The 22,801-nt window shown below is 48.7% G+C and carries 39 protein-coding genes; 34 read left to right on the top strand and 5 right to left on the bottom strand.

The annotated features are described in order from the left end of the window. Positions 1 to 4: 4 nt before the first annotated feature. The 5 genes from ACNRUY_RS15775 to ACNRUY_RS15795 form a co-directional block, all read right to left on the bottom strand. Positions 5 to 274, bottom strand: a complete 270-nt coding sequence (locus ACNRUY_RS15775) for a hypothetical protein (RefSeq protein WP_488112606.1) — start codon at positions 272 to 274, stop codon at positions 5 to 7. Positions 275 to 527: 253 nt separating this feature from the next. After that, positions 528 to 776: a hypothetical protein gene (locus ACNRUY_RS15780; RefSeq protein ID WP_488112607.1), complete on the bottom strand. Its 249-nt coding sequence runs from the start codon at positions 774 to 776 to the stop codon at positions 528 to 530. Positions 777 to 806: 30 nt separating this feature from the next. Further along, positions 807 to 1,451 (bottom strand): nucleotide-binding protein, encoded by a 645-nt coding sequence (locus ACNRUY_RS15785; RefSeq protein WP_488112608.1) that lies wholly within the window; start codon positions 1,449 to 1,451, stop codon positions 807 to 809. 186 nt (positions 1,452 to 1,637) lie between these two features. Next, on the bottom strand, positions 1,638 to 1,862 hold the full coding sequence (locus ACNRUY_RS15790) for a hypothetical protein (protein WP_488112609.1): 225 nt from the start codon (positions 1,860 to 1,862) through the stop codon (positions 1,638 to 1,640). A gap of 80 nt (positions 1,863 to 1,942) precedes the next feature. After that, entirely contained in the window at positions 1,943 to 2,593 is a 651-nt protein-coding gene (locus ACNRUY_RS15795; protein WP_488112610.1) for an XRE family transcriptional regulator, read from the bottom strand. Between the two features lie 179 nt (positions 2,594 to 2,772). On the opposite strand from ACNRUY_RS15795, the gene ACNRUY_RS15800 reads away from it, so the two are divergent. From ACNRUY_RS15800 to ACNRUY_RS15965, 34 genes are all read left to right on the top strand, one after another. Further along, positions 2,773 to 3,090, top strand: coding sequence for a hypothetical protein (locus tag ACNRUY_RS15800; protein WP_488112611.1), 318 nt, complete (start codon positions 2,773 to 2,775; stop codon positions 3,088 to 3,090). Next, the gene (locus ACNRUY_RS15805; protein ID WP_488112612.1) at positions 3,087 to 3,710 is read left to right on the top strand and encodes a hypothetical protein; all 624 of its coding nucleotides are present in this window, start codon (positions 3,087 to 3,089) and stop codon (positions 3,708 to 3,710) included. The genes ACNRUY_RS15800 and ACNRUY_RS15805 overlap by 4 nt, the downstream gene beginning before the upstream one ends. Then, a complete protein-coding gene (locus tag ACNRUY_RS15810) occupies positions 3,704 to 4,102 on the top strand; it encodes a hypothetical protein (protein ID WP_488112613.1) in 399 nt (132 codons plus the stop codon). Before ACNRUY_RS15805 ends, ACNRUY_RS15810 begins: the two co-directional genes overlap by 7 nt. After that, positions 4,099 to 4,506 carry a Ref family recombination enhancement nuclease gene (locus tag ACNRUY_RS15815; RefSeq protein ID WP_488112614.1) on the top strand — a complete coding sequence of 136 codons (408 nt, stop codon included), beginning with the start codon at positions 4,099 to 4,101 and terminating at the stop codon, positions 4,504 to 4,506. Before ACNRUY_RS15810 ends, ACNRUY_RS15815 begins: the two co-directional genes overlap by 4 nt. Beyond that, on the top strand, positions 4,499 to 4,831 hold the full coding sequence (locus ACNRUY_RS15820; RefSeq protein WP_488112615.1) for a DUF1064 domain-containing protein: 333 nt from the start codon (positions 4,499 to 4,501) through the stop codon (positions 4,829 to 4,831). Before ACNRUY_RS15815 ends, ACNRUY_RS15820 begins: the two co-directional genes overlap by 8 nt. 3 nt (positions 4,832 to 4,834) lie before the next feature. Next, on the top strand, positions 4,835 to 5,221 hold the full coding sequence (locus ACNRUY_RS15825) for a hypothetical protein (protein ID WP_488112616.1): 387 nt from the start codon (positions 4,835 to 4,837) through the stop codon (positions 5,219 to 5,221). After that, positions 5,221 to 5,709 carry a hypothetical protein gene (locus ACNRUY_RS15830; protein ID WP_488112617.1) on the top strand — a complete coding sequence of 163 codons (489 nt, stop codon included), beginning with the start codon at positions 5,221 to 5,223 and terminating at the stop codon, positions 5,707 to 5,709. The genes ACNRUY_RS15825 and ACNRUY_RS15830 overlap by 1 nt, the downstream gene beginning before the upstream one ends. Before the next feature lie 2 nt (positions 5,710 to 5,711). Continuing rightward, a complete protein-coding gene (locus ACNRUY_RS15835) occupies positions 5,712 to 5,969 on the top strand; it encodes a hypothetical protein (RefSeq protein WP_488112618.1) in 258 nt (85 codons plus the stop codon). Beyond that, a complete protein-coding gene (locus ACNRUY_RS15840; RefSeq protein WP_488112619.1) occupies positions 5,966 to 6,241 on the top strand; it encodes a hypothetical protein in 276 nt (91 codons plus the stop codon). The genes ACNRUY_RS15835 and ACNRUY_RS15840 overlap by 4 nt, the downstream gene beginning before the upstream one ends. Continuing rightward, positions 6,234 to 6,425 (top strand): hypothetical protein, encoded by a 192-nt coding sequence (locus tag ACNRUY_RS15845; protein ID WP_488112620.1) that lies wholly within the window; start codon positions 6,234 to 6,236, stop codon positions 6,423 to 6,425. The genes ACNRUY_RS15840 and ACNRUY_RS15845 overlap by 8 nt, the downstream gene beginning before the upstream one ends. A 148-nt stretch (positions 6,426 to 6,573) precedes the next feature. After that, a complete protein-coding gene (locus ACNRUY_RS15850; protein ID WP_488112621.1) occupies positions 6,574 to 6,774 on the top strand; it encodes a hypothetical protein in 201 nt (66 codons plus the stop codon). Positions 6,775 to 6,995: 221 nt separating this feature from the next. After that, positions 6,996 to 7,145 carry a hypothetical protein gene (locus tag ACNRUY_RS15855; RefSeq protein ID WP_488112622.1) on the top strand — a complete coding sequence of 50 codons (150 nt, stop codon included), beginning with the start codon at positions 6,996 to 6,998 and terminating at the stop codon, positions 7,143 to 7,145. 9 nt (positions 7,146 to 7,154) lie between these two features. Next, positions 7,155 to 7,454, top strand: coding sequence for a hypothetical protein (locus ACNRUY_RS15860; RefSeq protein WP_488112623.1), 300 nt, complete (start codon positions 7,155 to 7,157; stop codon positions 7,452 to 7,454). Beyond that, positions 7,426 to 7,647 (top strand): hypothetical protein, encoded by a 222-nt coding sequence (locus ACNRUY_RS15865; protein ID WP_488112624.1) that lies wholly within the window; start codon positions 7,426 to 7,428, stop codon positions 7,645 to 7,647. The genes ACNRUY_RS15860 and ACNRUY_RS15865 overlap by 29 nt, the downstream gene beginning before the upstream one ends. Further along, the gene (locus ACNRUY_RS15870; RefSeq protein WP_488112625.1) at positions 7,640 to 8,287 is read left to right on the top strand and encodes a hypothetical protein; all 648 of its coding nucleotides are present in this window, start codon (positions 7,640 to 7,642) and stop codon (positions 8,285 to 8,287) included. The genes ACNRUY_RS15865 and ACNRUY_RS15870 overlap by 8 nt, the downstream gene beginning before the upstream one ends. Positions 8,288 to 8,766: 479 nt before the next feature. After that, positions 8,767 to 9,021: a hypothetical protein gene (locus ACNRUY_RS15875; RefSeq protein ID WP_488112626.1), complete on the top strand. Its 255-nt coding sequence runs from the start codon at positions 8,767 to 8,769 to the stop codon at positions 9,019 to 9,021. Then, a complete protein-coding gene (locus ACNRUY_RS15880) occupies positions 9,014 to 9,490 on the top strand; it encodes a hypothetical protein (protein ID WP_488112627.1) in 477 nt (158 codons plus the stop codon). The genes ACNRUY_RS15875 and ACNRUY_RS15880 overlap by 8 nt, the downstream gene beginning before the upstream one ends. Continuing rightward, entirely contained in the window at positions 9,490 to 10,050 is a 561-nt protein-coding gene (locus tag ACNRUY_RS15885) for a hypothetical protein (RefSeq protein ID WP_488112628.1), read from the top strand. The genes ACNRUY_RS15880 and ACNRUY_RS15885 overlap by 1 nt, the downstream gene beginning before the upstream one ends. A gap of 285 nt (positions 10,051 to 10,335) precedes the next feature. Beyond that, positions 10,336 to 10,929: a hypothetical protein gene (locus tag ACNRUY_RS15890; RefSeq protein WP_488112629.1), complete on the top strand. Its 594-nt coding sequence runs from the start codon at positions 10,336 to 10,338 to the stop codon at positions 10,927 to 10,929. Next, positions 10,865 to 12,937: a terminase gpA endonuclease subunit gene (locus ACNRUY_RS15895; RefSeq protein ID WP_488112630.1), complete on the top strand. Its 2,073-nt coding sequence runs from the start codon at positions 10,865 to 10,867 to the stop codon at positions 12,935 to 12,937. Before ACNRUY_RS15890 ends, ACNRUY_RS15895 begins: the two co-directional genes overlap by 65 nt. Beyond that, positions 12,934 to 13,143: a hypothetical protein gene (locus ACNRUY_RS15900; protein WP_488112631.1), complete on the top strand. Its 210-nt coding sequence runs from the start codon at positions 12,934 to 12,936 to the stop codon at positions 13,141 to 13,143. Before ACNRUY_RS15895 ends, ACNRUY_RS15900 begins: the two co-directional genes overlap by 4 nt. Then, positions 13,140 to 14,687, top strand: coding sequence for a phage portal protein (locus ACNRUY_RS15905; RefSeq protein ID WP_488112632.1), 1,548 nt, complete (start codon positions 13,140 to 13,142; stop codon positions 14,685 to 14,687). The genes ACNRUY_RS15900 and ACNRUY_RS15905 overlap by 4 nt, the downstream gene beginning before the upstream one ends. A 27-nt stretch (positions 14,688 to 14,714) precedes the next feature. Then, complete coding sequence (locus ACNRUY_RS15910; protein WP_488112633.1) at positions 14,715 to 16,049, top strand: S49 family peptidase; 1,335 nt, start codon at positions 14,715 to 14,717, stop codon at positions 16,047 to 16,049. Beyond that, complete coding sequence (locus ACNRUY_RS15915; RefSeq protein WP_488112634.1) at positions 16,050 to 16,421, top strand: capsid cement protein; 372 nt, start codon at positions 16,050 to 16,052, stop codon at positions 16,419 to 16,421. It begins immediately after the preceding gene. Between the two features lie 18 nt (positions 16,422 to 16,439). Next, the gene (locus ACNRUY_RS15920; protein ID WP_488112635.1) at positions 16,440 to 17,375 is read left to right on the top strand and encodes a hypothetical protein; all 936 of its coding nucleotides are present in this window, start codon (positions 16,440 to 16,442) and stop codon (positions 17,373 to 17,375) included. Between the two features lie 207 nt (positions 17,376 to 17,582). Further along, positions 17,583 to 17,954, top strand: coding sequence for a head-tail joining protein (locus ACNRUY_RS15925; protein WP_488112636.1), 372 nt, complete (start codon positions 17,583 to 17,585; stop codon positions 17,952 to 17,954). Then, the gene (locus ACNRUY_RS15930) at positions 17,923 to 18,606 is read left to right on the top strand and encodes a hypothetical protein (RefSeq protein ID WP_488112637.1); all 684 of its coding nucleotides are present in this window, start codon (positions 17,923 to 17,925) and stop codon (positions 18,604 to 18,606) included. Before ACNRUY_RS15925 ends, ACNRUY_RS15930 begins: the two co-directional genes overlap by 32 nt. After that, a complete protein-coding gene (locus ACNRUY_RS15935) occupies positions 18,593 to 19,132 on the top strand; it encodes a hypothetical protein (RefSeq protein ID WP_488112638.1) in 540 nt (179 codons plus the stop codon). Before ACNRUY_RS15930 ends, ACNRUY_RS15935 begins: the two co-directional genes overlap by 14 nt. Then, positions 19,133 to 19,732 (top strand): phage baseplate assembly protein V, encoded by a 600-nt coding sequence (locus ACNRUY_RS15940; protein WP_488112639.1) that lies wholly within the window; start codon positions 19,133 to 19,135, stop codon positions 19,730 to 19,732. It abuts the gene before it with no gap. Then, on the top strand, positions 19,732 to 20,385 hold the full coding sequence (locus ACNRUY_RS15945) for a DUF7217 family protein (protein WP_488112640.1): 654 nt from the start codon (positions 19,732 to 19,734) through the stop codon (positions 20,383 to 20,385). The genes ACNRUY_RS15940 and ACNRUY_RS15945 overlap by 1 nt, the downstream gene beginning before the upstream one ends. Next, the gene (locus ACNRUY_RS15950; protein ID WP_488112641.1) at positions 20,382 to 20,741 is read left to right on the top strand and encodes a hypothetical protein; all 360 of its coding nucleotides are present in this window, start codon (positions 20,382 to 20,384) and stop codon (positions 20,739 to 20,741) included. Before ACNRUY_RS15945 ends, ACNRUY_RS15950 begins: the two co-directional genes overlap by 4 nt. Continuing rightward, positions 20,728 to 21,549 carry a baseplate assembly protein gene (locus tag ACNRUY_RS15955; RefSeq protein WP_488112642.1) on the top strand — a complete coding sequence of 274 codons (822 nt, stop codon included), beginning with the start codon at positions 20,728 to 20,730 and terminating at the stop codon, positions 21,547 to 21,549. The genes ACNRUY_RS15950 and ACNRUY_RS15955 overlap by 14 nt, the downstream gene beginning before the upstream one ends. Continuing rightward, positions 21,539 to 22,174 (top strand): phage tail protein I, encoded by a 636-nt coding sequence (locus tag ACNRUY_RS15960; RefSeq protein ID WP_488112643.1) that lies wholly within the window; start codon positions 21,539 to 21,541, stop codon positions 22,172 to 22,174. The genes ACNRUY_RS15955 and ACNRUY_RS15960 overlap by 11 nt, the downstream gene beginning before the upstream one ends. Before the next feature lie 2 nt (positions 22,175 to 22,176). Next, a partial coding sequence (locus ACNRUY_RS15965; protein WP_488112644.1) for a phage tail protein occupies positions 22,177 to 22,801 on the top strand: 625 nt, incomplete at its 3' end.

Consider the following 22,801-nt stretch of genomic DNA (forward strand, 5'->3'; position numbering starts at 1 on the left):
CCTGTCATGTTGAGTTTTCGAGCAGCTTCATCGCCATCCTCTTGTTAATATCCTTAGCAACAGTGGACGTATAGGTCCACCGGAAAGTTTCACCGTTTAAATAAGCCTGCTTCCAAGACATAACATCATTGATGTTGTCATCAGTAAGCCATTCAAACTCGTAAACGTTCCAATAGATTCGATATCGTGTTGGAGCGTCGCATACTCTCTCACGTTCCCTGACAGCCATTCTGTTATGGCTGTAAATAATGTTTTCTCTAATCTTCGTCAGCATTTTGGCGTCTTCTGGGTGCAGCAGTTTAAAGTGTAAGTAGTGCTTTCAGTAAGCCTATTCTCACAGGTTCCTTAACGCTGGCCAGGTACAGACTTAACAGGTTGGCTGGCAGTGTTTTGATGTCAGATAGCTTAGTGTTTTCAATCAGGTTATACTCACGTACAGACATAGCTATAGCCTCGTTTGCTGGGTTATGTCCGGGCTGCTGTAGTTTGGTCGCTGGAGCAGTCCGAACCCTTTCAGACCACTGTCATCAGTAGCCTTTGTGTTCCTTGTATAACTCAAAGGACTCTTTAAGAAGATCCACCATTTTCATTCCGTGCATAGATGCAAAGGTTTTGAACTCCCGTTGAAACTCAGCAGGCACTTTGAAATTGATGGAAACCAGGTCTCCTGCTTCAGGCTTGCTGATGTTATTCCCTACCACGGCTGTTTTTTGCTCGTCAGCGGGTGGGGCTCCTTTCTTGTTTTGCTTGGGGCGCTTTGCTGCTGGGGTTGCCATAATTCTTCCTTTCTTTAAATCTGTAAATATTTAATTCGTTAAATCTTCAAGACGGTTCATAACAGACTGAATCAGGTTGTCAGCTTGTTCTCTGGGGCCTTTGTAACGGCACTCAATAACGGAGCGGCCTTCATCCTGTGCCCGTCTGAAGCAGGGCTTTTCGGAAATAACGCCATCAAGCAGGTGGTAGGGGGTCTGAGAGAGATATTCCCGAACTTCTTCCTGTTCTTTGCTATTAGTTCCTGCCCGGCAGATGGCGAAGCTGATTTTTTTCCGGTCAATTCCACCTTTTTTTACCAGTGAGTGAGCCAGTAAAACGGTTGGTTCGAGATCGTCCAGCGATAAACCTGTGGGCAGCACAACCAAATCTGAATGCTTGGCTATTTCAATTGTTCCTTTGGTGGCGTGGGGCGCACCATCGAAGATCATCAGGTCATAATCTTCGGAACGCTGGTTGGCCTGGGCGAAAGTGCCGAAAGTTTGAACCTCTATAACTGGTTGTAACTCAGTCTGGAGTCTGCGTTTCAGCCATGTGTAGCTTGTTCCCTGGTCAATGTCGAGATCGGCTATTTTTACATCCCATCCGGCGGCAGCGTATGCCGTAGCAGTGGCACGAGCCAGAGTGCTTTTCCCGACTCCGCCTTTTTGTGATACGAAACCGAGCTTGTATCCCATTAGCTTTTCCCCGTAGTTCTGTATTTCGTTAATTCTTTATTTCTTTACTTTGGGCAGTATACGGGCTGCATCAGGCTAAGGCAAGAAATAAAGAATTAACGAATTAAAGAAGAGAGAAGAGAGAGGCGGGGAGAGGCGTAAAGAAAGCCCGGGATGCCGGGCTTGTGGTTGCTCCGCTAAAGATGACTAATAGTCATTTAGCTTGGTTAACGTGTGGTGCAGTGATAGAAGTTCCTTCTGCATTTGTCCGATAATGTACTGAACGTCTTCAGCCAGTGTTTGATCCTCCATCGATTGTTGTTTGTCCTGCAGTTGGGTAGCCAACTCTTCCGCTCCCCTGGAAAGCGCAATGACAGTTCTGGCCTGTCGTGCGGTATGGATAAGCGCTTGCCTGTTGGATGATTCACTCATAATCAAGTCCATAAAGTGATAAATATCACCTAAAGTGATTTTTCAGGGCAAAAGAAAGCCGGGATAATCCGGCAGCGGTGTTATCGGTCTTTGCAGATCCTGCAGACCCGACCAATTATGTTGATTGATGAGAGGTCTGGGATTGCAATTGCTGGGTGCAAATCCTGGTTCTCACTGACAACACTGTAGGAACCGTCCAGTTCCGGTCTAACCCATCGTATCCATACACGGTCATTAACCAGAATGGCGAACAGATCCGGTTTGGAAACTGCCTTTCGTTTCTGGTCTATCAAAACTTCATCGCCTTCACTGACCAGGCTGTCCATGGCGTTATCAGCAACGCGAAGAAGTAGAAGTCTTTGTTCATCCAGCTTTCTGTCTGCCAGATAGGTGCGGTGGAATGCGGCAGTATCGCTGATGTGTTTGTCCAGGTGAGCTGTTTCACCGCTGGCCAGTGTGATGCTGGATGAGTTTGGGCAGATGTAATCAGATTCTTTTATATCTTTGTCGAGAGCGTCGGTGTAACCGGCTAGCCATGCGGGGCTAACACCAAAAACTTTAGCGGCGATTGTTATCTGTTCAGGCTTAGGAAGTCTGAGATGGGTTTCCCAGTTCGCATACCGGCTTTGTGTGACTCCGATCTTATTTCCGGCTTCTCTGGTGGTCCATCCCTTTCTGGTCCGACACTTCCTGAATCGGTCTCCAACGATTTGCCTAAATGTGTCTGACATGGTGGTGCCTTTTTGGTTATGCGCTTGATGTTGCTGAGGTGATGCAAGCTGCTGTTCCGTTTGTCGTGTTAGTGTATACGAAAAGTGATAAAAAAATAAAGGAATGCCTTGAAATCAGGGTTTTTAGGGTTGTAAAATATCACGTATCGTGATTAAAACACTTTTGGTGTAGCTTGTTCATGGAATTAGACCAGTGGATTGAAGAAGTGGCAGGACCTGACATTCCCCCGAAGCAACAAGTCAGAATTTTGCGGATTGTGGCCAGGCACAGGGAGGATACTGCGGCAGTGAAAATTGTTAAGGCACTGCTGGAGCAAGGTGAAATCAGCGCGCAAGACGTTAGAGAGCAGATTATTGCCAATCCTTTGCACCACATCAGACGGTTTATTAATCCACGAATCAGCCCACTTGGGTATGAGGTTATCAGCAAGTCCAAAAGCCTGGGGGATGGGAGGAAGAAGTTCTACCGGTTAACCCGGGTGGAGGGGGAGTCATGAAGTGGTTTCGGCACCATACAGATGTATCAGATACAGATTTTGTCAGGGCTCTTCAGGAAGAATTCGCGCTGAATGGTTATGCCCGTTACATCAAGGTTCTGGAGCTGGTGGCGGGGCGAATGACTGAGGCTGACAGTTGCGAGCTGACGTTAACCTGGGCTGAGTGGGAACAAAAGCTGGCTGGCAAGCGTCGATTGCTTCAGCAGTTCTTCGAGTTTTGTCATGACCAGGGCGTTTTTATTGTTGAAGCAACAGAAAAGCATTTGAAAACAAAATGTCCAGACCTGCTGAATTTACGGGATTTTCACTCAAAAAACTTGCAAGCGGCGACCAAGAAGAATCCAAGTTTACCCTCTGAAAACGGGAATCAGCTGTTTACCAGTGCTGAAGAGTGGGCGAACTGGTGCATAAGTGAACTGTCGTACACCGAGCGGAAAGCCAACAACGCAGAAAATCAGCGTCAATTCCGGCTTTGGGTGGCGTCCAATGTCACAACTAATGAAATCTGCCAGGCGGTTGATATTGCTATCAGCTCTGGCACAAGCATTGAAGCCCCTGCATTACACAAGCTGGTGGCCCAGATCCGGAAGCAGAAGTTAGAGGAAGCCAGGCAATGCTGATTATCGGGCTAGTGGGTGGAACCCCTGAAACAAGGATATCAATCACTACTGCGGTAATGGATCTGGCTCCAAGCCGTATCTGCAGTTACATGATGTCATCCCCGGAGAATGGTTTAGAGAGGGTAAAGGCCCTGGATGAAATCGTTTGTGACCTGAGCCCGAAAAGCAGGCATGACACGATGATCCTGACTCACATATTGACAGAAGAAGAAGCGGAGTTTGTGCGTAGCAGTCATGGGGTTATATGGCATGTAGAAGGACGGGTTTCTGATGTAGTTCCCGCCATGCCTTGTGATTACTGGGTATCAAGTAATTTTCAGTCTGGGGCCTGGGTATCTCCTGAAGATGCGTTTTCTGAATCCACTCTGGATCGAATGGGGAAGGCATCATGAACGGAAGGAAGCCGACAGTATCAGAGCAAAAATACATTGAAGCAACATTACAGCATGTAGGGTGTATCGCTTGTGTTCTGGATGGTCGTGAGATTGAGAGCCCTGAACTCTGGACTGAGTTTCATCATGACCCTGATTTTGGTTCTGTTAAGCCTGACTGTCATTTTCATGGTATCGGTTTGTGTGTTGTGCATCATCGAGGCCGTTCAATGGCTGGTGTGCCAATTCCCCAAGAAATAGCGATTCGACATCCTGACCTGTCCGGCAATCGTCCGTCATTCCGTGAGAAATACGGCTCAGATGCTGACTTGTGTGTGATGAACTGGTCATTGCTGCCCTGTGACATTCGTTCAGAGATTGGTGAAAACCCTGTTTGGCATCTGGAGCCTTTAAACCGTGCGTAGAATTTCTCACAACATCAGCCAGCGCAGGGCTGGCAAATACAACAACAAACCTACTGTGGTGGATGGGATCAGATTTTCTTCACAGAAAGAGGCGCGTTACTACTGTGATTTGAAGATTCGTCAGAGGGCTGGAGAGGTGGAAATGTTTCTCCTGCAAGTGCCGTTTCATCTGCCTTGTGGCGCGAAATACGTAGCTGATTTTATGGAGTTTCTTTCTGGTGGCGCGGTTGTAGTGGTGGATACCAAAGGCGTCAAAACAGCTGAATACAAGCTGAAAAAGAAGCTGGTGGAGTTTCACTATCCGGTCACTGTTGTTGAGGTGTAGCCGATGCGCCAGGAAGATCTTGATTCATTGCTGGAAGCCTGGGCGCGGTGGTGTGTGACGGGTGAAGGTGGTTTTGCTGGTGGATCTGTTCTGGCTCGAATGATTGATTTTAACGGGAATCAGGCTCTGATGTTTGGGGCTGGTGGAAGTAAGGCTCCAGAAGATGAAATTGAGTCATTGATTGAGGCGGCTGTGATGTCCCTGGCGGATGGTGACTTAAAAGCAGCTGAAGTAATCCGGGCTGAATATGGTGCTGGCTGGGTTAAGGGTGATGATTCGGAGTTGTCAGGTCAGATCGGCAAGGCCCATCGGCTGGCTATCAGTATGAGAACGTATCACCGGAAGCTGAAGAAGGCCCGGTTGCACATTTTGGACTGTTTGGGGGCGTGATGGTTGGTAGCAGAAAGGGCTGTAAGCATTGGACTCTTTCAGAAGAAAAAGAGTTGGTGCGCTTGGCTCCAGTCATGCTGGTGAGTGAGATTGCTGAAAAAATGGGGCGAACCAGTGAGGCGGTCAAAGGAAAGCTGAGAAGGATGAATTGTTCATACCGGACCGTAAAGAGTGATCGGCGTTTCTGGACGCCTGCTGAGATTTCTGTGCTGAAGAACATGGCTGCAAAGAATAAGCAAGCCTCGGAAATTGGAGCTGTGTTAAGCCGTAGTGCTATTTCAGTTTCTAAGAAAGCCAATAAGTTGGGCTTAGACCTTACAACCTTTGGTGTGAATCACCCTAACAGTAAATACAGCTCAGAAGAAATCGGACTGGTTCGTCAGTTGCGTAGCGAAGGTATTGGTCGAACAGAACTCTCCAGAAAAATGGAAATACCACTGGGGTATCTCAACAAGATTATTGATGGTCGATGTCGAAAGCGGGGGTAGTTGTGGCTATTCAGTATTCAGAAGCCAGAGCAGGTTATTCATTTAAAACCAGAGATATTGTTCGGGCGAATCAGAAGCTTCACAAACTGGTTATCAAGCGTGATAGCTGTCCAGTTGATACCAAGGATTTGTGCCAGGGAGCGCTTAATAAAGTGCGAATTGAGTTGATCCGGGCTCATATGAAGCATATGCGAATCCAGGAAGATATTGACCGGGCTTTAAAGACTATTGAGCAGCTTGAGCAAGGGGTAAAAGAATGAGCGATATGGTCACCGTTAAGCCTGCTGATGAGGCAACGGAAAGTTACTGGGCTGCAAGAAAGTATAAGAAATGGGGTGTTCGTCTGTCCTGCTGGTGCATGAAGCGCGGTAAAACCGCTGAGGTTAAATACGTAAGGGCTCAGACAGCGTATGGCGCTGCAATGGTTGCAGAAGCAGCTTGTACACGACCAATGAATATTGATTATGTGCAGCTGGCATCACCGGCTGAGCTGGAAGCTGTAAAAACCCTGGAGGCTGGCAGTTATGCCTGAGATCGTTTCGTCCTGTGAGTGCTGTAAATCTGACATTGACTGGGTTGGCGGTTTAATCAAGCGGGAGGAGAGCTGGTGGTGCTCTGACTGCTGGGAGGCTTACACCGATCCGGATGTTGATGTTGATCAGGCTGAGGAAGATCGGCGACAGCGAATTATTGATGAGCTGGAGCGCATGGAATGACCCTTGTTCAAAGATACAAAAAGGCATGGCCTTATATTGTCGGTTCTGGTTTTGGGCAGGTGGTCTGGCCTTCTTTCTATGGCTTAATCTGGGTTTTATTTGTCGTCAGTCTGCCTTTCGTTAAGCATTATTGGGAGAGCGTATAGCCATGACAGCCCATGAAAGATGGAAAAGAGATTATGAGCTAGCCAGAGCATTACTTCGCCCTGGCCATCCAGAAAAGCAAGTTGAAGAGCGAATCAGGCAAATGGGGGAGAATGCCAGGGCGGTTGATATCGCCACAAGTTACATTCCGCCAATGGTGCCTGCTTCTGAGAGAGTTCAGTGGGAACAGGATATGCCCTTTTAAGGAGTAGTCATGTTTACATCTTCCAGAAAAAAAGATGAGCAGATAAAAAATCTTACCAGGCTTAATGACTCTTTGAGACATCAAGTGGACACACAGCAGAAGGTCATTGCTCACCTGAAAGAAGCTGTGGGTAGGGCCGTGAAGGAGTCAGGCTGTAATGGTTGCAAGTCCTGTTCCTGTCCTGATGTTGCGGAAGACTTCAAAGTCGGGGGGAGCTGCTGATGAATAACACTCTTGATTTGGAGTTGAGGCTTTATCAGTTGAAAAGCACCAGGCCAAAGAATCCAGAAGAGCACAGAAGAATTGCTGAAGAGATTGTCTGGATTGGTGATGTACTTTCTTTGATTGAGCATGTCGAAGGAAAGCAGTAAGGCTCTTCCATGAATAATGAAAAACAGCGTAAGGCCAACCGCGAGCGCCAGCGGCGGTCACGGGCTAGAAAAGCAGCTCATAAAAAAGCCTGTGGCGCTCATACCATCAGCTTTGAGCTATACCTGGGAACCAGAAAGTGTATGGATGAGCTTATGGAAGCTGGTGGCTTTACTGAGCGTGGCGAGCTGTTCACTCTGCTTCTTCATGGTGTGCATCGAGAAATGAAGCGTGACATGTCACGTTTTGAAGAATTAATAAAGTGTGACGGGTCACAACACAATGAAAGCGCCGAACAATACAGATATTGATCAGGTAAAGGAAATCGTAAAAGAACTTTTAGATGATCATGCAGAGTATTCACCTGCAATGTATGGCATGGCTGATTTCGACGGATATGAATGCAAATATTGCGAAGCATTCAAAAAAATAAATCCAGAAGATTTAGAACATGATGCTCGTTGTCCCGTTCTAAAGTTTAAGGAGTATTTGAAAAATGGCTAAATTAAAGCCCTGCCCGTTTTGTGGTCATAACCAATATATTGAATCTGTTGGCAGAGACTGGTATCGGCTTGACGCAGAGAGACATGCTACAGAATGCATTTTATATGATGTTAATCTCGGCGAGTACGCTCAGACTGACAAAAACAGAGAATACTTAATTGATGACTGGAACACTCGCCCATCACCACTTATAGCTGTTGACTGCCCTGAAGACATAGAAATAAAAGGTGATGAAATTCTGTGTTTTGACGGCTGTGATTTCCATATTGATTATGTCGATGTATGCCCAGACACTGGTAATCACTACATGGCGAACGGAACCGAAGTGACTCACTGGATGCCGCTTCCAGAGCAGCAAGTCACGAGTGTAGCTGAGATTGAAAAGTACCGGCCTAGCAACGGGACAGAGGGCGAATGCTTTATGGCTCGTATGTGTGATCAGTGCAGCGCGGGACAACACTGTCCAATTATTCCTTTAACGATGCTTCATGATGTAGAGGACTCAGAATATCCATCTGAGTGGACTTATGATGCATCTGGCCTACCAACGTGTACAGCGTTTCAGCAAGATAAAGAGTTTTTGGAGGCTCTGGAAAGGCATCGGCTTGATGTTAAACGCAGAGCTATGCGAATACCTTAGCGAGAATCGCGGCGGGTACTAAATAATCCGCAATATTGGATGTTAGGTGGAAATAAAAATGAGTGCGACAAAACACAAAGAAACTCTGAATAGAGCTGAGAGGCGCGGCAAGGATGCTTTCTGGCTTGGTGAGTCGATTGAATCAAATCCGTATAAAGCTTCCGCATGGGGATGTGGTCGGTCATGGGATTCTGGTTGGTACCAAGCAAAACGGAGTGCGGAGAGAGGTGTTATTTGCCGGGGGCAGCGGCTGCTTCGAATGGCTGACGGTAGGGCTGAATTTGAACGAGCCAAGTGAAGCGCGGTAGGTGAAGCAGACCGGAAGCCCGAGGATCACGGTTAGTTAGCGGCTTCGAAAAGTGATAGTAATCACTAAAAGTTGTAAAAATTGGCAGTTTGCTTTAGTCTTTTCTGTAACGTGGGGTCTGTGCGGATGACCCAAGACGAATTTCCAAACCCGGCATTGCCCGGGTTTTTTTATGGCTGGTGTTTTTGTGAACGTAGAGTTCGATCTGACTATCAATATTCCGGTGGTGTTGGCCCTGGTTGGGTTACTGGTCAACTCCGTTCGTCAGACTGCCTTGTTTCAATCAACGTTGCTCTACCTGAAGGAAGGTCAGGCCAAGCATGAGCGACGATTGAATGACCATGACACAAAGCTGAATGAGCATGATCGGCGTCTGGATCGTCATGAGGTCCGTATGGAACAGTTGGGGCGTTTTGTTGATGAGTAAATTTGAAGCTGAGCATGTACGGCATTTGATTGTCAGGCCAGTACTCACGTTTTTAGACATGCATTCAGACAGTGCAGAAGAGCTGATGTTGGGAACAATGGCTCATGAGTCACTGATGGGTAAATATTGCCGCCAGGTGAAAGGCCCGGCCCTTGGTTTTTGGCAGGTTGAGCCATTCACTGAATCGGATAACTGGGAGAACTGGATACAGTATCGGCCAGAAGTTAAAGACAAAATTCAGGTGCTGGCCCGACTAACTCCTGAAGCTGATGAACTGCTGGTCAGTAATCCGTATTACGCCTGTGCCCATGGTCGGATTAAATACCGTCGTTCCCCCGGCGCCCTGCCTGCGTCTCATGATGTTGATGGGATGGCGGCTTACTGGAAGAAACATTACAACTCGGTGCTGGGCGCTGGTGATCCTGAGGACTGGGTTGCTCATTATCGTAAATACGTAAAGGGGGAGTGATGGCAGCAATATCAGGAATTATGTCAGCTATTGGCCTTGCTCATGAGATTGGGCTTTCTTCCTGGCTTGGAGATTTACTGTGTGGCGATAATGGTAAAGAAGTCGCTGAGAAGGTGATTAAAACCGCCATTGCAATCACGGGTGAAGAAGATCCTGATAAAGCCCGGGAAAAGATTCATTCTGATCAAGCCCTGAAAAAAGAGTTGAAGAGCAAGATTATTGATCAGAAGTATGAGCTGGAAAAGTTGGCTTATGCAGATCGTGCTGATGCCCGACTTATGTATCGCGAAGGTGATAATAAAACCGCAGACGCTATCAGTAAGCAGATCATGGCGTTTAACGTCTGGTTTGTTTTTATTCTGGTGGTTGTCAATGCAGTGGCTGTTTACTTTCTAAAAGATGAGGCAGCTGTGCTGGCCACAGTCAGTAATATTCTGGGTATTGTGATCAAGTCACTATTGGATGAGCGTAAGGAGGTCACTGGCTTTTATCTGGGCGGCTCACTGGATGGGCGAGAGGCATCAAACAACCTGAGAAGTAAGGCTGACAAAACCCTGTGATGAGTTCTTTTTTTCTGTCCGTATATTCTCGTGATTGCCTGGAGGCCAGTCAGATCAAGGGATGTAGGTTCTTCTGGCCGTTTTTTTTCTAAATACGGTCGTCAGGCCCGCGGGGTTTACGTGTTTTTCAGTTTTCAGAAAAGGGTGTCCCATGTCCCATGATATTTTCAACAAGTGCCCGGTTTATCAGGGCTGGGCATGGGACACAATGGGACACTTCATCAAAAAATATTCAGAAATCAGTCGCTGAGGTGTCCCATCAGCTGATGTTGCGGATAGGCGTTTATGGCGAAGCTGGTAACAAAGGACGAGTTCGCTGAAACCCTTGATATATCTATCAAAACGGTGACCCGGTGGATGAAAAAAGGGTTGCCGGTAGAGCCTCCCAAACCAGGTGAAAAGGTGGGACACCGTGTCCTGATTCCGTTCGTTTTAGGTGTCCAGTGGGCAACCCATAAAGGACTTCTGAAATCTCCGTTTGTTTCTGTTGGCTCTGAAAGTGGTGAAGAGACCACGTTTGAGCAAGAGGAGCTAATGAAGCTACGGGCAGAACGAAAGCTGAAAGAACATGAAGAGCAACTGAAGTGCCTGGAGCTGGGTGAAAAGGAAGGGCGATTGATAGACCTCCATGACACTGAAATGGTTCTGGCTGAATCCATGACTCAGCTGGCGATGATCATCAGGCCGGTAGGCCGGAAGGTTATCCCGAAAGTAAAAACTGCCCGTAACGAAGCTGAAGGCTTGTCGATCTGGGACGATGAAGTCACCAGAGCCTTCACCGTGGCCGCTGAAATGTTGAGACAGGTTGGTATTGATGGATGTTCGGCATCAGAGACTTCTGAACCTGGCGGCAAAGATACTGGAGCCTCCCCCCCGTAGAGCGAGTTGGGCATGGGCAAACGCTAAACGTGTTCTCCCTCCTGGAAGTCCGGAGCCAGGGCGTTGGAATAGCAACCGGGCTCCATGGGTGAAAGGCATTACTGAAGCAGTAAAAGATCCGCTTTATTCATCGGTCATTGCGGTGATGGGGGCGCAAATGTCCAAAACTGACGGGGTTCTTTTGAACTCCGTTGGCTGGCGGATGGATGACGATCCTGGACCCGTTCTCTACATCGGGCCTACCCGGAAAAACGTGGAATCCATTTCCAAGGACCGATTTTCCAAGCTGATTAAATCAGTGCCTTCCCTTGATGAGGCTCTGGCGAAAGGCAAGAAAGAAACCATCAATGAGAAATTCATAAACGGTCAGCGTATTGGTTTCGGCTGGGCTGGATCTGCTACTGAGTTGGCATCCCATCCAAGCCGGGATGTGTTTATTGATGAACGTGACCGTATGGGAAATGACGTGGGTGGTGAGGGTGACCCGGTGTCATTGGCTGAAGCCCGTATCAGTAACTACATGGACGGGAATGTCACTGTTGTATCAACGCCAACCACTGGAACTGTAGACGTGGAGAGTGATAACAACCTGGACCGCTGGAAGGTCGGCGGAAAGGATGATATTCACTCCCCAATCTGGAAACTCTGGCAGGAAGGAACCCGGCATGAATGGGCGTGGCCATGCCCTCATGACAAGTGTCACCAGTATTTCATCCCACGATTCAAAAACCTGTTTATTCCGGATGAAGCAACGCCACAGAAGGCGCTGAAAAAAGCCTGTCTGCATTGCCCCCATTGCGGTGGTGATATTCAGGAACAGTCAAAAGAGTGGATGAACAATCATGGGGTATTTGTTGCTCCGGGTCAGGCTGTTACCGGCTTCAGTGCTGATGGTGTTGTCATCGAGCAGGGCGAGCAGGAAGCCCTGATCGGTTTTGGAATGTATCTGTCTCCTCTGGACGGGAACCCGGCTGCTACTTTCTGGGTTTCTGGCTTGTGTTCACCGTGGCGGAGTTTCGGCCAGAGGGCAAAAACCTATGTGGCCGCGTTGCGGTCTGGGGAGCCCGGGCGGATTCAGGCGGCAATCAATACCGGCTTTGGTGAACTTTATTCGATAGCAGGTGATGCCCCTGACTGGCATTTGGTGGCAGAGCTGAGGCGCAATTATGCCTTTGGTGATGTGCCTGCTGGTGTTCAGATGATCGTTGCCGGTGTCGATGTGCAGGGCGACAGGCTCGTGTATGTGGTTCGGGGCTTTGGATACAACTTTACATCATGGCTGATAGAGCATGGTGAAATTTGGGGGGATACGGAACATGAAGCAGTCTGGGAGAATTTAGCCGAACTGCTGAATACTCGTTATCAAGGGCTTCCCATTGCACGTATGTTGATTGACTCAGGCTATAAGCCTGGTGGTAAATCAGCCCCGGTTCATATGGTTTATGCGTTTTGTCGGCGCTTTTATGGCTGGGCAATCCCGACAAAAGGTCGTGATAGTCAGGATAAGCCTTACAAGTTCACTGACCTTAATGAAAAAGGGCACAGTGATAAGCCCGGAAAGTTGATGCTGATCCATACCGATTACTTCAAAAGCTGGGTTCATTCCCGGATTGAATGGCCGGTAGAGCATCCTGGAGCCTGGTTCCTGCCCCATGAGGCAACGGATGATTATTGTCAGCAGGTAACCGCTGAGGCCCGAATGGTGACTCAGACCGGTAAAGTGGTCTGGATGAAGCTGAGAACAGATAACCACTTCTTTGATGCTGAAGTGTTGGCAGCTGCAGCGGCTCATTTGGAGCAGGTTCATCGGCTACCGCAACAGGGAAGTGAAACCAGTCTGGAATCTGTCAGCCCTCCCGATCCGGAGCAGGCAGAGCCGCCAAAACCCAAACCTGAAGAGAAAACTGTTCCTGTCAGGGTGCCGGAACCTGAGCCCGAGCCACAACCGGCAAGGCGAGTCAGGCGGAAACGGCGCAGACGGGGAGTTGTCAGCGAGTGTGAATTATGAATCGGAGTGAAATCAGGCAGGAGCTGGCACAGGTCAATGCTGCTATTACCGCCATTCTGGAAGGTGGTCAGAATGTCACTGTGAATACAGGTGGCGGTAATCGTCAGGTGGGTATGGCTGACCTGAAAACCCTGTATACCCGGAAAGACAAATTAAACCGGATGCTGCGTGGTGGTCCCGGCTTCAGACAGGGAATTCCAGTATGAAGATGAATGTCATTGATCGGATGGTGAATTACTTCAATCCGGTTGCTGGCAATAAGCGGATGGCGGCAAGGATAAAAACCGATGCAGCCTCTTCTTTTGCTGGTGCTTCAAGTAGCAGGCCAGCCCTGAAAAGCTGGAATACTTCAAAGCAGGATGCTGACGGAGATATCAACCCGGAGCTGTCAAAACTGCGCTCAAGATCCAGAGATCTGGAGCGCAACAACCCGTTGGCTCATGGAGCCCTGAAAACCAAAACCACTTATGTGATTGGTACAGGGTTAAGGCCAGAGCCAAGCATTGACGCTGAGTTTCTGGGGCTGTCTCCGGAGCAGGCTGAAAAGCTCCAGCATGAAATTACCCGTGAATTTAACCTGGTGGCTGAAAGCGTAGAAAGTGATTCAGCCAGAAGAAAGAACTTCTACAGAAAACAGGCTGAGCTGTTTCATTCCAGTAGAGTGAATGGTGATGCTTTTTTGTTGTTGCCATTTTTTAAACGCGGCAACTGGCCGTACCACACTCGCTTCAAGTCGGTGGAGGCTGACCGGGTGTGCAATGCCAGAAACAAGCCTGATAGCAAGAATATGTCAGGTGGTTTTGAGCTGGATAGCAACGGTTCAGTGAAAGCTGTCCATATTCTGAAAACTCATCCCGGCAGGCGGTTTTTCAGCAAAAAGGAAGACTGGGAACGGGTTAAAGTGTTTGGCTCGGATGGTGAGCGAAATGTTCTGATTCTCAGCAATAACAACCTGAGAGCCAGTCAGACCAGAGGCATTCCGGATCTGTCACCAGTTATCGAAGTTATTAAACAGTGTGGGCGTTACATTGATGCGGAGTTGATGGCCAGTGTGATCAGCTCCAAGTTCACTGTGTTTATTAAAAGCGATGCGGCCAATGTTGGAACCCCTTTCCAGCCTGGTTCTTTTGCTAACGGTGATGCTGGTGGCTCTGAAGAATCTGGATCAGATGATGTTCCCAGAGATTTAAGGTTGGGGGATGGTCTGGTCATGGAGCTGGACGAAGGGGAAAGCATTGAGACGGCTAACCCCGGCAGGCCAAATGCTCAGTTTGACCCGTTCGTGACAGCCATGTGGCGAATGATTGGGGCTGCAATCGGTATCCCGTTTGAAGTCTTAATCAAACACTTCACAGCCAGCTATTCAGCCAGCAGGGCAGCACTGTTACAGCTTGCTCAGTACATTCTGGTTGATCGTTCTGAGTTTGTGTCGGATATCTGCCAACCCTATTATGAGGCCATTATTGCGGAAGCGGTTGCCCGTGGTCGTTTGCATATGCCGGGGTTTTTCAAAGACCCTATGATCAGAAAAGCCTACTGTCGTGCAATGTGGCATGGTCCTGTCATGGGTGAACTGGATGAAGTGAAAGCCGCGAATGCAGCTGAAAAACGCCTGAAGGTTGGAATCTCTACCCATGAGTATGAAACCCGGAAAAATATTGGTCAATGCTGGGGGCAGATTAACGAACAACGGACTATCGAAGAGAAAAACAAATGGCGAGAACCAGAACCAACAACCAACCCGGCTTAGTCCGGGTTTTTTATTAATGGGGGCGTGATGCCAAAACTACGAGCGTTTAACTGGCTGGCGGCTCATGCCTGGTTGCTGGATTCGCCAGTGTTGCAGGATATAGCAGCCATCGCCAGACGGGAGCTTGGTTCTGGTGAGCTGGATATTGAAGCCTTGCAGGCCAAATCTGGAAAACCGATGGAAAGCAGCCATCAGGTTGAAATCCGTGATGGTGTGGCAGTTATTCATGTTAGTGGCGTGATTTCCCGTTATGCCAGCTTGTTCACGGCAATCTGTGGCGGGGCCAGTACAGATTATATCGCCAGAGACCTGAATATGGCTCTGGATGACCCGGAAGTGACCGCCATTGTTCTGAATATTGATTCCCCCGGAGGTGAGGCGAAGGGAATTCATGAACTGGCTGAAATGATTTACCAGGCCAGAGACCGGAAGCCTATCAAGGCATATATCGGTGGAACGGGAGCTTCAGCGGCTTACTGGATAGCTACCGCTGCGGATGAAGTGGTGATGGATGCAACTGCTGAAGTGGGCTCTATCGGAGTGGTGACCGGTATTCGGTTATTCAAACCGGAAGAGGGAGAAGAGCGGTTTGAAATTGTTTCCAGTCAGTCACCAAACAAGCGTCTGGACCCTGCTTCAGATAAGGGTAAGGAAGATATTCAGCGCAAGGTTGACCAACTGGCGGATGTCTTTATTGATCGGGTAGCCCGGAACATGCGGGTGACTCCTGATCAAGTGGCGGAGGAATTCGGGCAGGGTAGCACACTGATCGGTGAAGCTGCTGTTGACCGTGGAATGGCCCAGAGGCTGGGCAGTCTGGAAGGGCTGATCGAGGAACTATCAGGAAATACATCAATGACAAAAGAGACCAAAAAGCAGCCTCTGTTTACTGTGGCTGAAGGTGCAACTGTTCAGCAACTGGTATCGGCAATTACTGAAGGTCAGCCGGAAGTGGCTGCTGCCCTGAGTGCAGCTGGTGTTGATGATGCAAAAGCGGCAGGTATCGAAGAAGGGCGCAAGGCTGAAACCGAGCGTGTGAAAAGCGTCTTTGAAGCTTCCCTTCCTGGTCATGAAGAGCTGGTTCAGACACTGGCGCTTGATGGCAAAACCACAGGGGCAGAAGCAGCCCTGAAAGTGCTTCAGGCAGAGCGTGAAGCCTCTGGCAGTTATCTGAATGGGCGCAAGGTAGAAGCCCCTGAAGTGGATGATGTGGCCAGTGATGATGCGAAGAGCAAAACCACAAAGATGAATTCCATGGAACTGGCAAAAGCCGCTCAGGAGCTGGTGGCCAGTGAAGAAAAGGCTGGTCGAAAGCTCAGCATTGCTGATGCTGTTTCTCAAATTTCACAGGGGGCTGAGTAGATGAAACCCACATTTATCAAAGGTTATGAAGCTGAATCTGATGTTGCAGCGTACCGGATCGTGGCTTATGGGGCTGAGCCGGGAGCCTGTGTTACGGCATCTGCTGGTGATGACAAACTGATGGGTGTTTCTGATTCCCGTTCAACGGTTGCCGGGGACCTGGTGGATGTGATTCGGGACGGTATTGGTGAGGTGGAGTTTGCCGGTGATATCGAGTACGGCGATTATCTGAAGCCGGATGCTAACGGCAAGGCGATAAAAGCGGCTGCAGGTGATGTTTATGTGGGTCGTGCGGAAGAAGATGGTGACAGTGGTGTCATCGGGAATATTTATCTGGAATGTGGCCAGCTGCCTGCGGCCCCTGCTGCTTAATTCGGGATTTGAATCATTATGAGTAATAAAAGACCTTTTCCAGTCAACCCGGTGCTGGTGGCTGTAGCTGTTGCCTACCGTAATACCCGTATGATTGCGGATGCTGTTATACCCAAGGTTCCTGTCGGCCTGGAATCGTTTAAATGGTATGAGTACGACAAAACCGAACGTTTTACGCTGCCTGAAACTGAAGTCAGCCGTAAGGGGGTAACTAATGAAGTTGAGTTCAGTGCTGATGAGCGCACAGACTCTACCAAAGATTACGGTCTGGAAGATGCCATTCCCCAGACTGATATTGACAATGCTCGTGAAGGTTATGACCCGCTCAGCCATGCAGCTCAGGGTTTGACTGATCTGATTTACCTGGGGCGTGAAGTCCGGGCAGCCAAGATTGCGTTTAATGATGCCAGTCATGGCACGATTAAGAATGTAGAAAATGACATGAAGTTTGATAACAAGGATGCTGACTTGTTGTCATATTTTCTGGAGCATCTGGATAAGCCGTTGATGCGGCCAAATACTCTGAATATTGGTCGTCGTGAATGGACACAGCTCAGAACCAACCGCTCCATTGTTGCGGCCATGCACGGAAACAGTGGTGATAAAGGTTCGGCAACTGCCCGCCAGGTGGCAGAGCTTCTGGAGCTGGAAAACGTCAATATTGGTGAGGCGTACGTTAATATTTCGAAGAAAGGCAAAGACCCAAGCATTGAGCGTGCCTGGAAAGACCATTGCTGTTTTACCTACATCAACGAAAATGCAACCACTGAAAATGGCGCTATTACCTGGGGCTTTACCGCTCAGCATAACGACTGGTTCGCGTCTGACTGGTTTGATGAGGATATCGGTCTGAAAGGGGGGCGTCGTGTGCGTGTAGGTGAGCAGGTGAAAGAGCTGGTGGTTGCTAAAGACTGCGGCTTGCTGCTTAAGGGCGTGCTCGGTTATAAAGCTTAACAAATCTTTATTTAAAGAAAGCCAGAAATAAAGATTATTGAGCCCTGTGTTTTGCAGGGCGCAACCCAAAGCCCATTTCTAACCCTGAGAAGGCTTCATGCTGGAGGCGGTGCAGTGGGCTTTCTGTTGCGAACCGGTGCTGCACATAACCGGTAACAGCTGAGCGGGTGTATGTCACTGGTTCGTGACACCAATTCAGGACTGTCAATGAGTCGATTTGCAGATATTGACCGGCGGGCTTTAAGCCTGACCTGGGATACTGAAGCTGTAGTTACTCCCGATCAGGAAGAGTCATTCCTGGTTAAAGGGATATTCAATAACCCCCGAACCGATATCGAAGCCAAAGCCCGAAGCGGTGAAACACAGGTTGGTTCCATTTTTCAGGAGCGCTCCCCGGTACTGAGCGTTGACAGCAAACACTGTGAAGGTATCAGTAAAAAATGGACTGTCACTATCAGTAAGCGCGTGTATTTTGTTGCCCGTTGGCATGATGACGGGTTAGGCATGACAGAACTCTGGTTAGCAGATCGGCAGGAAGAGTCAGAAAATGACAATGGTTTACCCTGGCAGAACACGTGATGGCTGGGGGCAAACCATAAGATTGGGGGTTAGCCGGGAAATCCGGGATATAACCGCCAGAATCCAGGCAACTCCAGAGCTGATTAATAAGGCCGCTGAACGGGCCAGCAAAAAGACGCTTAACTGGCTGAAAGTCCGAATAGCCAGAGATTTGGCTGGAGAGCTTGGAGTTGTTCAAAAGGCATTGAAAAGCCGTATGTCTGTTAATGCGACAGGCGAAGGGGATGACCGGGTAATTATTCTGTGGCTGGGTACTGCCCGGTTGCCTCTGGAGAATGCAGGCTCAGTCAGGCAAAACAAAAAAGGGGTTAAAGCCGGGAAACTACCTCTGGTTCCCAGTGCCTTTTATCAATCGGTTTATGATGCCCAGAAAAAAGTCTGGATCAGAGTTGATAAGAGGCGGTCATATGGAGAAGGTTTTCCAGTAGGAATTGAGCGGGTTTCAGGCAAGAAATATAAATCGTACCTTCATCATCCCAATTACAGAGGTTTTGGGCCACAGGCTGGCCGTTTTCCGGTTATGCGTCTTGGGATGAATGTAGATGACAGGGCGCAGGAGATAATGAAGCGATGGTCCAGGCAGCTTGAGTCACGGTTCAGAATAGTGTTTGAACAGGAACTGAATTACGTGGTGAACCATGAGCGAAAATAGTATTGATGATCTGACCCTGGTTCATAACAACATGATAGCTGCGATTAAGGCGGCTATGCCTTCGATGAAGAACGTGGCGGCTTATGACCCCATAGGTGACAGGAAGAAACTGGCCCTACCGGCTGTATTGGTTGAAGTGGGTGAAATGTCACCTGCAGGAAAGAATACAGGAGGCCGGACGCCAGTCACTATTCAGTTTGCTTTTCACTGCATGTTGAGTGCTCAGGTTGATAATGTTCAGCTGGAAGTTCGGAATTTTTCAGCCCGTATACTGCAGCTGGTGGATGGTAACCGCTGGGGGCTTGGAAGGGCATCAGAGCGACCAACTGAGCTAAGGGCCTTCCCTGGCGCATTTGATCCTGACAGCAAGGGGTTTGAAAGCTGGGTGGTGTGCTTTGACCAGGTGTTTCACCTGGGCGAAATGAAACTTCCTCCTGATGATACCCCAGAAGAAGCCTTTTACAGTGAAGCCCCCAAGATAGGGCTGGCTCATAAAGACGATTACACGCCAATACCGGATTCATAAATGGATTTACTGGAAGAATTGCGCCAACGACTTGAAGAGCTGGAGCGGAGTATTGCTCAGATGGTGGTTCGCGGAACCATTGCTGAGGTAAATCCGGAAAAACATATTGCCCGGGTTGCCTATGGTCCGAAGCTGAAAACCGGTTGGCTGCAATGGAAGCCACTCCGAACCGGTGGCGCTATCACTTGGTGGTGCCCATCTGTGGGGGAAGGGGTGACCGTTATCAGTGATGGAGATCTTTCCCAGGGGGAGATTATGCCGGGCTCCTATTACGGGGATTTTCCGGCCCCCTCATCAGATCCTGATTTGCATCTGGTTCGCTATGAGGATGGCGCAGAGATCAGCTATCACCAGAAAGACAGCCAGTTGAAAGCCGTTCTTCCAGATGCAGGGAAAACTGAACTGGTCTCTAAAGGCGGAATCAAATTGGTAGGTGATACGGAAATTGATGGCGGTCTGTATGTTACCAAAGCCATTAAGGCTGATAAGGATATTACTGACCATACCCGAAGCATGGCAGATGACCGTGGTATTTATAACGGTCATGACCATATAGGCAATTTAGGAAATCCAACGTCTTCCCCACAGCAGCAACAGTAATGAACCTGAATAAAGAACTGTATGACAAGATTTTGGGCGGTGGTCTGAATATCCAGAGTCCGGCAGATGTTGAGATCAGTCAGGCCAGTAATCAGCTTTCTGTAGTTATTGAAGAGCTGGAGCAGCTGAGCGCCCCGGGCGTTGATGTGGATGATGTTATTGACAGCCTTCAGAATACTCAGTCAGAGCTGAACAGTGCATCCAGCTATATCAATAACCAGAAGTCAGCCCTGACCCGTCAGTTGGGTCAGGCGGATATGGTCAACCGGCTGGATGCTGTGGGCTCTGATATCCCTTCCGGCTGTTTTAACACAGCCGGATCAACCGGAATGATTACCGGGGCTTTCAATGATCTGTTTTCCGGTATCGGATCGGGAGCGGCAGATATCAGTAAAGCCATTGCCCGCTACCTTGCTGGTGAAATCAGCGAATCTGAATTACTGGCATTGCTGGGCGATTTAACCGGGTCAATTGGGAGCCTGGCTGCTTCCATTGGGAAGGCTATAGCCGGTGAAAATTCGTTACTGGCAGAGCTGGCAAAGAAAGTTAATGCCATGTCGCTATCACAACAGTTATCCAGCCTGTGGGGTAATCCCTGTTCTCAGGCGGTGCTGGATCAAACCTTACCTGAAGACATCAAAGACCTTTTATGAAATCTGGTACTGACCGTGAATCTGGTGCTTTGCTGGAGGGTATCGCATACCTGAAGCAAAGACTATCGGATGTAATTAATACCGAACTGGGTTCGCTGGTGGGTAACCGTGATTTTGGTTCCCGGCATCATGAGCTGGTGGACCACAACATTGATGAAAGTTTTCATATGGAGGTGTTTATCCGGCTGGCTGAAGCCATCAATAACCCGGTTAACGGGCTTGAAGACTTTGGTTTGAAGGATATGAGAATCGAGCGCCAGAAAGCGAACTGGTGGGTTATCGACGTTGCCGGAACTCTGCTGGAGAACGGTGAAGAAGTAGAACTGGACGGGATTATCTTTGATGGCGGGAATTGATATTTCACAACTGCCCCCGCTGGATGCGGTGGAGCAGGTCGATTATGAAGAAATCCGGTCTGATACCGTAAAGCGGGCAGGGTTGGAGAATAACAGTCCCTCAGATCCTGCGTACCGGGCTGCGTCAGCCACAGCTTACCGGGAAGCGAATTATCGGCAGGATGCCAACGAGCAGGCTTTAGGTTTGTCACTGGCCTTTGCAGAAGGCCCGCAGCTGGATCATATCGGTGTTACTTATCACCGAACACCCAGGCTTGCCGGTGAAAAGGATGATGATTATCGGGAGCGGATTCAACAGGCCCCAGAGGGGATGAGTGTTGCCGGGCCAGATGGCGCTTATATCTATTTTGCCCGGAGTGCTCACCCTGATGTAAAGGATGCATTACCTGTAAGCCCCGAACCAATCACCGTCAATCTCTATGTTCTCAGTCGGGTAGGGGATGGTGTACCGACACAGGATATTCTTGATGCTATTGATGCGGTGACCGAATCAGTCAGACCGCTTAGCGATAGATTTACAGCCAAAGCTGCTGAAATCATTGGTTATATTGTTGATGCTGAGCTGTTTTTAAAACGGGGTCCAGACCCGGTGCTGGTGGTTCAGGAGGCCAGAAAGAGGCTTGAAGCTTATATTGAGAAACAGCACAAGCTGAAAGCCTGGGTGACTGATGCCGGTATCAAGCACGCTCTGAAAGTGGAAGGGGTTGAGGATGTCCAGCTGAAAGACTGGACTGATATTCACTGCGAAAAGCATCAGGCCCCTTACTGTACCGATTATAAAGTGGAGATAGGCGGGTATGTCGAATGAGATTAAATCCATTCTGCCTTCATCTACTTCAGAAATTGAACAGCGGCTGGATATTGCTGTTGGTGAGCGACTGTCAGAAATAGATATTCCCACAGAAACACTATGGGATGCCTGGCGCTGTCCTGGCTGGTGGCTTCCGTATCTGGCTTATGCGGTGTCGGTGGATCTATGGCGGGCGGAGTGGCCAGAAGAAACCAAACGTCGTGTTGTTGCCAGTGCGCTGGATCTTCATCGGATTAAGGGAACTGCGAGGGCGGTCAAGCAGGCTATTCATGATATTCGCGGTGATGCACGGTTAATCGAATGGTTTCAGGAGCCAGAAAATCTTAAGCGTGGTGAATTTGCGGTAGAGGTTAATACCGGTGATAGTGGTTATGACCCGATAACCGATGAAGACCTGACCCAAGCCATCCTGATCAACAAAAACACGCGCAGTCATTTAAAAGAGTTACGTATAACTGCCGAAATAGGCGGTGACTTTAAACATGTTTTTTATGCCCAGACTGGTGATTCTCTTGAATGCCAGCCATGGAATATTACGGCAACAATTGCAAGCGGAAACAATAAGCATCTGGTCTATGCCCAGACCGGCGATGTGATTGAAGCGCTACCCTGGAGATTTTAAGAATGACGGACGTTCCTCTTCCTGATCAGCGTTACGGTGGTTTGTTGACCTTTATTGGTGAAGATAAAGAAGCTAACTACAAGGTTCTGGGAAAGCAGATTGAATTTACCCATATTGCGGTAGGGGATGGTAACGGTCGTTATGTAGAACCTGACCAGGCTATGAAAACGCTGGTTAATGAAATTGACCGCTACAAGATTGACTCAGTAGAAGTTTATGACAAAGGTGATGGCTCAGCCCCTATCCTGAAGCTGGAAGCTTTTATTCCTCCTGAAGATGGTGGTTTCACGGTTCGTGAACTGGGTGCTTATGATGTGGATGGCCAGCTGATTGCGGTGGCTAACTGTGCGCCCAACTATAAGCCGACCAGTGACCAGAATTCACCGAAGAAGCTACCGATTCGACTGAATTTCGCAGTGACTTCCCGTGAAGCCTGGCAGGTGACTATCAATGATGATCTGGTGATGGCTTCCCGGGATTATACTGATCAGACTGGGGATGCATCACGAGATATTACCCGTGAAGTAGCAGGCGATTCTTTTGGTCGGCAGTTGTTTTATGGAGATAGTTGTAAGGTTGCCCACGTTTCGGGAAACAGTTATACAGTATCATCTGGGGTTGGTTATA

The sequence above is a fragment of the Endozoicomonas sp. Z74 genome, from assembly GCF_057680865.1.

What these genes read in the sequence shown, in the direction of transcription:
- ACNRUY_RS15775 (WP_488112606.1), bottom strand. Translation starts at nt 274, where the DNA reads ATGCTGACGAAGATTAGAGAAAACATTATTTACAGCCATAACAGAATG.
- ACNRUY_RS15780 (WP_488112607.1), bottom strand. Translation starts at nt 776, where the DNA reads ATGGCAACCCCAGCAGCAAAGCGCCCCAAGCAAAACAAGAAAGGAGCC.
- ACNRUY_RS15785 (WP_488112608.1), bottom strand. Translation starts at nt 1,451, where the DNA reads ATGGGATACAAGCTCGGTTTCGTATCACAAAAAGGCGGAGTCGGGAAA.
- ACNRUY_RS15790 (WP_488112609.1), bottom strand. Translation starts at nt 1,862, where the DNA reads ATGAGTGAATCATCCAACAGGCAAGCGCTTATCCATACCGCACGACAG.
- ACNRUY_RS15795 (WP_488112610.1), bottom strand. Translation starts at nt 2,593, where the DNA reads ATGTCAGACACATTTAGGCAAATCGTTGGAGACCGATTCAGGAAGTGT.
- ACNRUY_RS15800 (WP_488112611.1), top strand. Translation starts at nt 2,773, where the DNA reads ATGGAATTAGACCAGTGGATTGAAGAAGTGGCAGGACCTGACATTCCC.
- ACNRUY_RS15805 (WP_488112612.1), top strand. Translation starts at nt 3,087, where the DNA reads ATGAAGTGGTTTCGGCACCATACAGATGTATCAGATACAGATTTTGTC.
- ACNRUY_RS15810 (WP_488112613.1), top strand. Translation starts at nt 3,704, where the DNA reads ATGCTGATTATCGGGCTAGTGGGTGGAACCCCTGAAACAAGGATATCA.
- ACNRUY_RS15815 (WP_488112614.1), top strand. Translation starts at nt 4,099, where the DNA reads ATGAACGGAAGGAAGCCGACAGTATCAGAGCAAAAATACATTGAAGCA.
- ACNRUY_RS15825 (WP_488112616.1), top strand. Translation starts at nt 4,835, where the DNA reads ATGCGCCAGGAAGATCTTGATTCATTGCTGGAAGCCTGGGCGCGGTGG.
- ACNRUY_RS15830 (WP_488112617.1), top strand. Translation starts at nt 5,221, where the DNA reads ATGGTTGGTAGCAGAAAGGGCTGTAAGCATTGGACTCTTTCAGAAGAA.
- ACNRUY_RS15840 (WP_488112619.1), top strand. Translation starts at nt 5,966, where the DNA reads ATGAGCGATATGGTCACCGTTAAGCCTGCTGATGAGGCAACGGAAAGT.
- ACNRUY_RS15845 (WP_488112620.1), top strand. Translation starts at nt 6,234, where the DNA reads ATGCCTGAGATCGTTTCGTCCTGTGAGTGCTGTAAATCTGACATTGAC.
- ACNRUY_RS15850 (WP_488112621.1), top strand. Translation starts at nt 6,574, where the DNA reads ATGACAGCCCATGAAAGATGGAAAAGAGATTATGAGCTAGCCAGAGCA.
- ACNRUY_RS15855 (WP_488112622.1), top strand. Translation starts at nt 6,996, where the DNA reads ATGAATAACACTCTTGATTTGGAGTTGAGGCTTTATCAGTTGAAAAGC.
- ACNRUY_RS15860 (WP_488112623.1), top strand. Translation starts at nt 7,155, where the DNA reads ATGAATAATGAAAAACAGCGTAAGGCCAACCGCGAGCGCCAGCGGCGG.
- ACNRUY_RS15865 (WP_488112624.1), top strand. Translation starts at nt 7,426, where the DNA reads ATGAAAGCGCCGAACAATACAGATATTGATCAGGTAAAGGAAATCGTA.
- ACNRUY_RS15870 (WP_488112625.1), top strand. Translation starts at nt 7,640, where the DNA reads ATGGCTAAATTAAAGCCCTGCCCGTTTTGTGGTCATAACCAATATATT.
- ACNRUY_RS15875 (WP_488112626.1), top strand. Translation starts at nt 8,767, where the DNA reads ATGGCTGGTGTTTTTGTGAACGTAGAGTTCGATCTGACTATCAATATT.
- ACNRUY_RS15880 (WP_488112627.1), top strand. Translation starts at nt 9,014, where the DNA reads ATGAGTAAATTTGAAGCTGAGCATGTACGGCATTTGATTGTCAGGCCA.
- ACNRUY_RS15885 (WP_488112628.1), top strand. Translation starts at nt 9,490, where the DNA reads ATGGCAGCAATATCAGGAATTATGTCAGCTATTGGCCTTGCTCATGAG.
- ACNRUY_RS15890 (WP_488112629.1), top strand. Translation starts at nt 10,336, where the DNA reads ATGGCGAAGCTGGTAACAAAGGACGAGTTCGCTGAAACCCTTGATATA.
- ACNRUY_RS15895 (WP_488112630.1), top strand. Translation starts at nt 10,865, where the DNA reads ATGGATGTTCGGCATCAGAGACTTCTGAACCTGGCGGCAAAGATACTG.
- ACNRUY_RS15900 (WP_488112631.1), top strand. Translation starts at nt 12,934, where the DNA reads ATGAATCGGAGTGAAATCAGGCAGGAGCTGGCACAGGTCAATGCTGCT.
- ACNRUY_RS15905 (WP_488112632.1), top strand. Translation starts at nt 13,140, where the DNA reads ATGAAGATGAATGTCATTGATCGGATGGTGAATTACTTCAATCCGGTT.
- ACNRUY_RS15910 (WP_488112633.1), top strand. Translation starts at nt 14,715, where the DNA reads ATGCCAAAACTACGAGCGTTTAACTGGCTGGCGGCTCATGCCTGGTTG.
- ACNRUY_RS15915 (WP_488112634.1), top strand. Translation starts at nt 16,050, where the DNA reads ATGAAACCCACATTTATCAAAGGTTATGAAGCTGAATCTGATGTTGCA.
- ACNRUY_RS15920 (WP_488112635.1), top strand. Translation starts at nt 16,440, where the DNA reads ATGAGTAATAAAAGACCTTTTCCAGTCAACCCGGTGCTGGTGGCTGTA.
- ACNRUY_RS15925 (WP_488112636.1), top strand. Translation starts at nt 17,583, where the DNA reads ATGAGTCGATTTGCAGATATTGACCGGCGGGCTTTAAGCCTGACCTGG.
- ACNRUY_RS15930 (WP_488112637.1), top strand. Translation starts at nt 17,923, where the DNA reads ATGACAATGGTTTACCCTGGCAGAACACGTGATGGCTGGGGGCAAACC.
- ACNRUY_RS15935 (WP_488112638.1), top strand. Translation starts at nt 18,593, where the DNA reads ATGAGCGAAAATAGTATTGATGATCTGACCCTGGTTCATAACAACATG.
- ACNRUY_RS15940 (WP_488112639.1), top strand. Translation starts at nt 19,133, where the DNA reads ATGGATTTACTGGAAGAATTGCGCCAACGACTTGAAGAGCTGGAGCGG.
- ACNRUY_RS15945 (WP_488112640.1), top strand. Translation starts at nt 19,732, where the DNA reads ATGAACCTGAATAAAGAACTGTATGACAAGATTTTGGGCGGTGGTCTG.
- ACNRUY_RS15950 (WP_488112641.1), top strand. Translation starts at nt 20,382, where the DNA reads ATGAAATCTGGTACTGACCGTGAATCTGGTGCTTTGCTGGAGGGTATC.
- ACNRUY_RS15955 (WP_488112642.1), top strand. Translation starts at nt 20,728, where the DNA reads ATGGCGGGAATTGATATTTCACAACTGCCCCCGCTGGATGCGGTGGAG.
- ACNRUY_RS15960 (WP_488112643.1), top strand. Translation starts at nt 21,539, where the DNA reads ATGTCGAATGAGATTAAATCCATTCTGCCTTCATCTACTTCAGAAATT.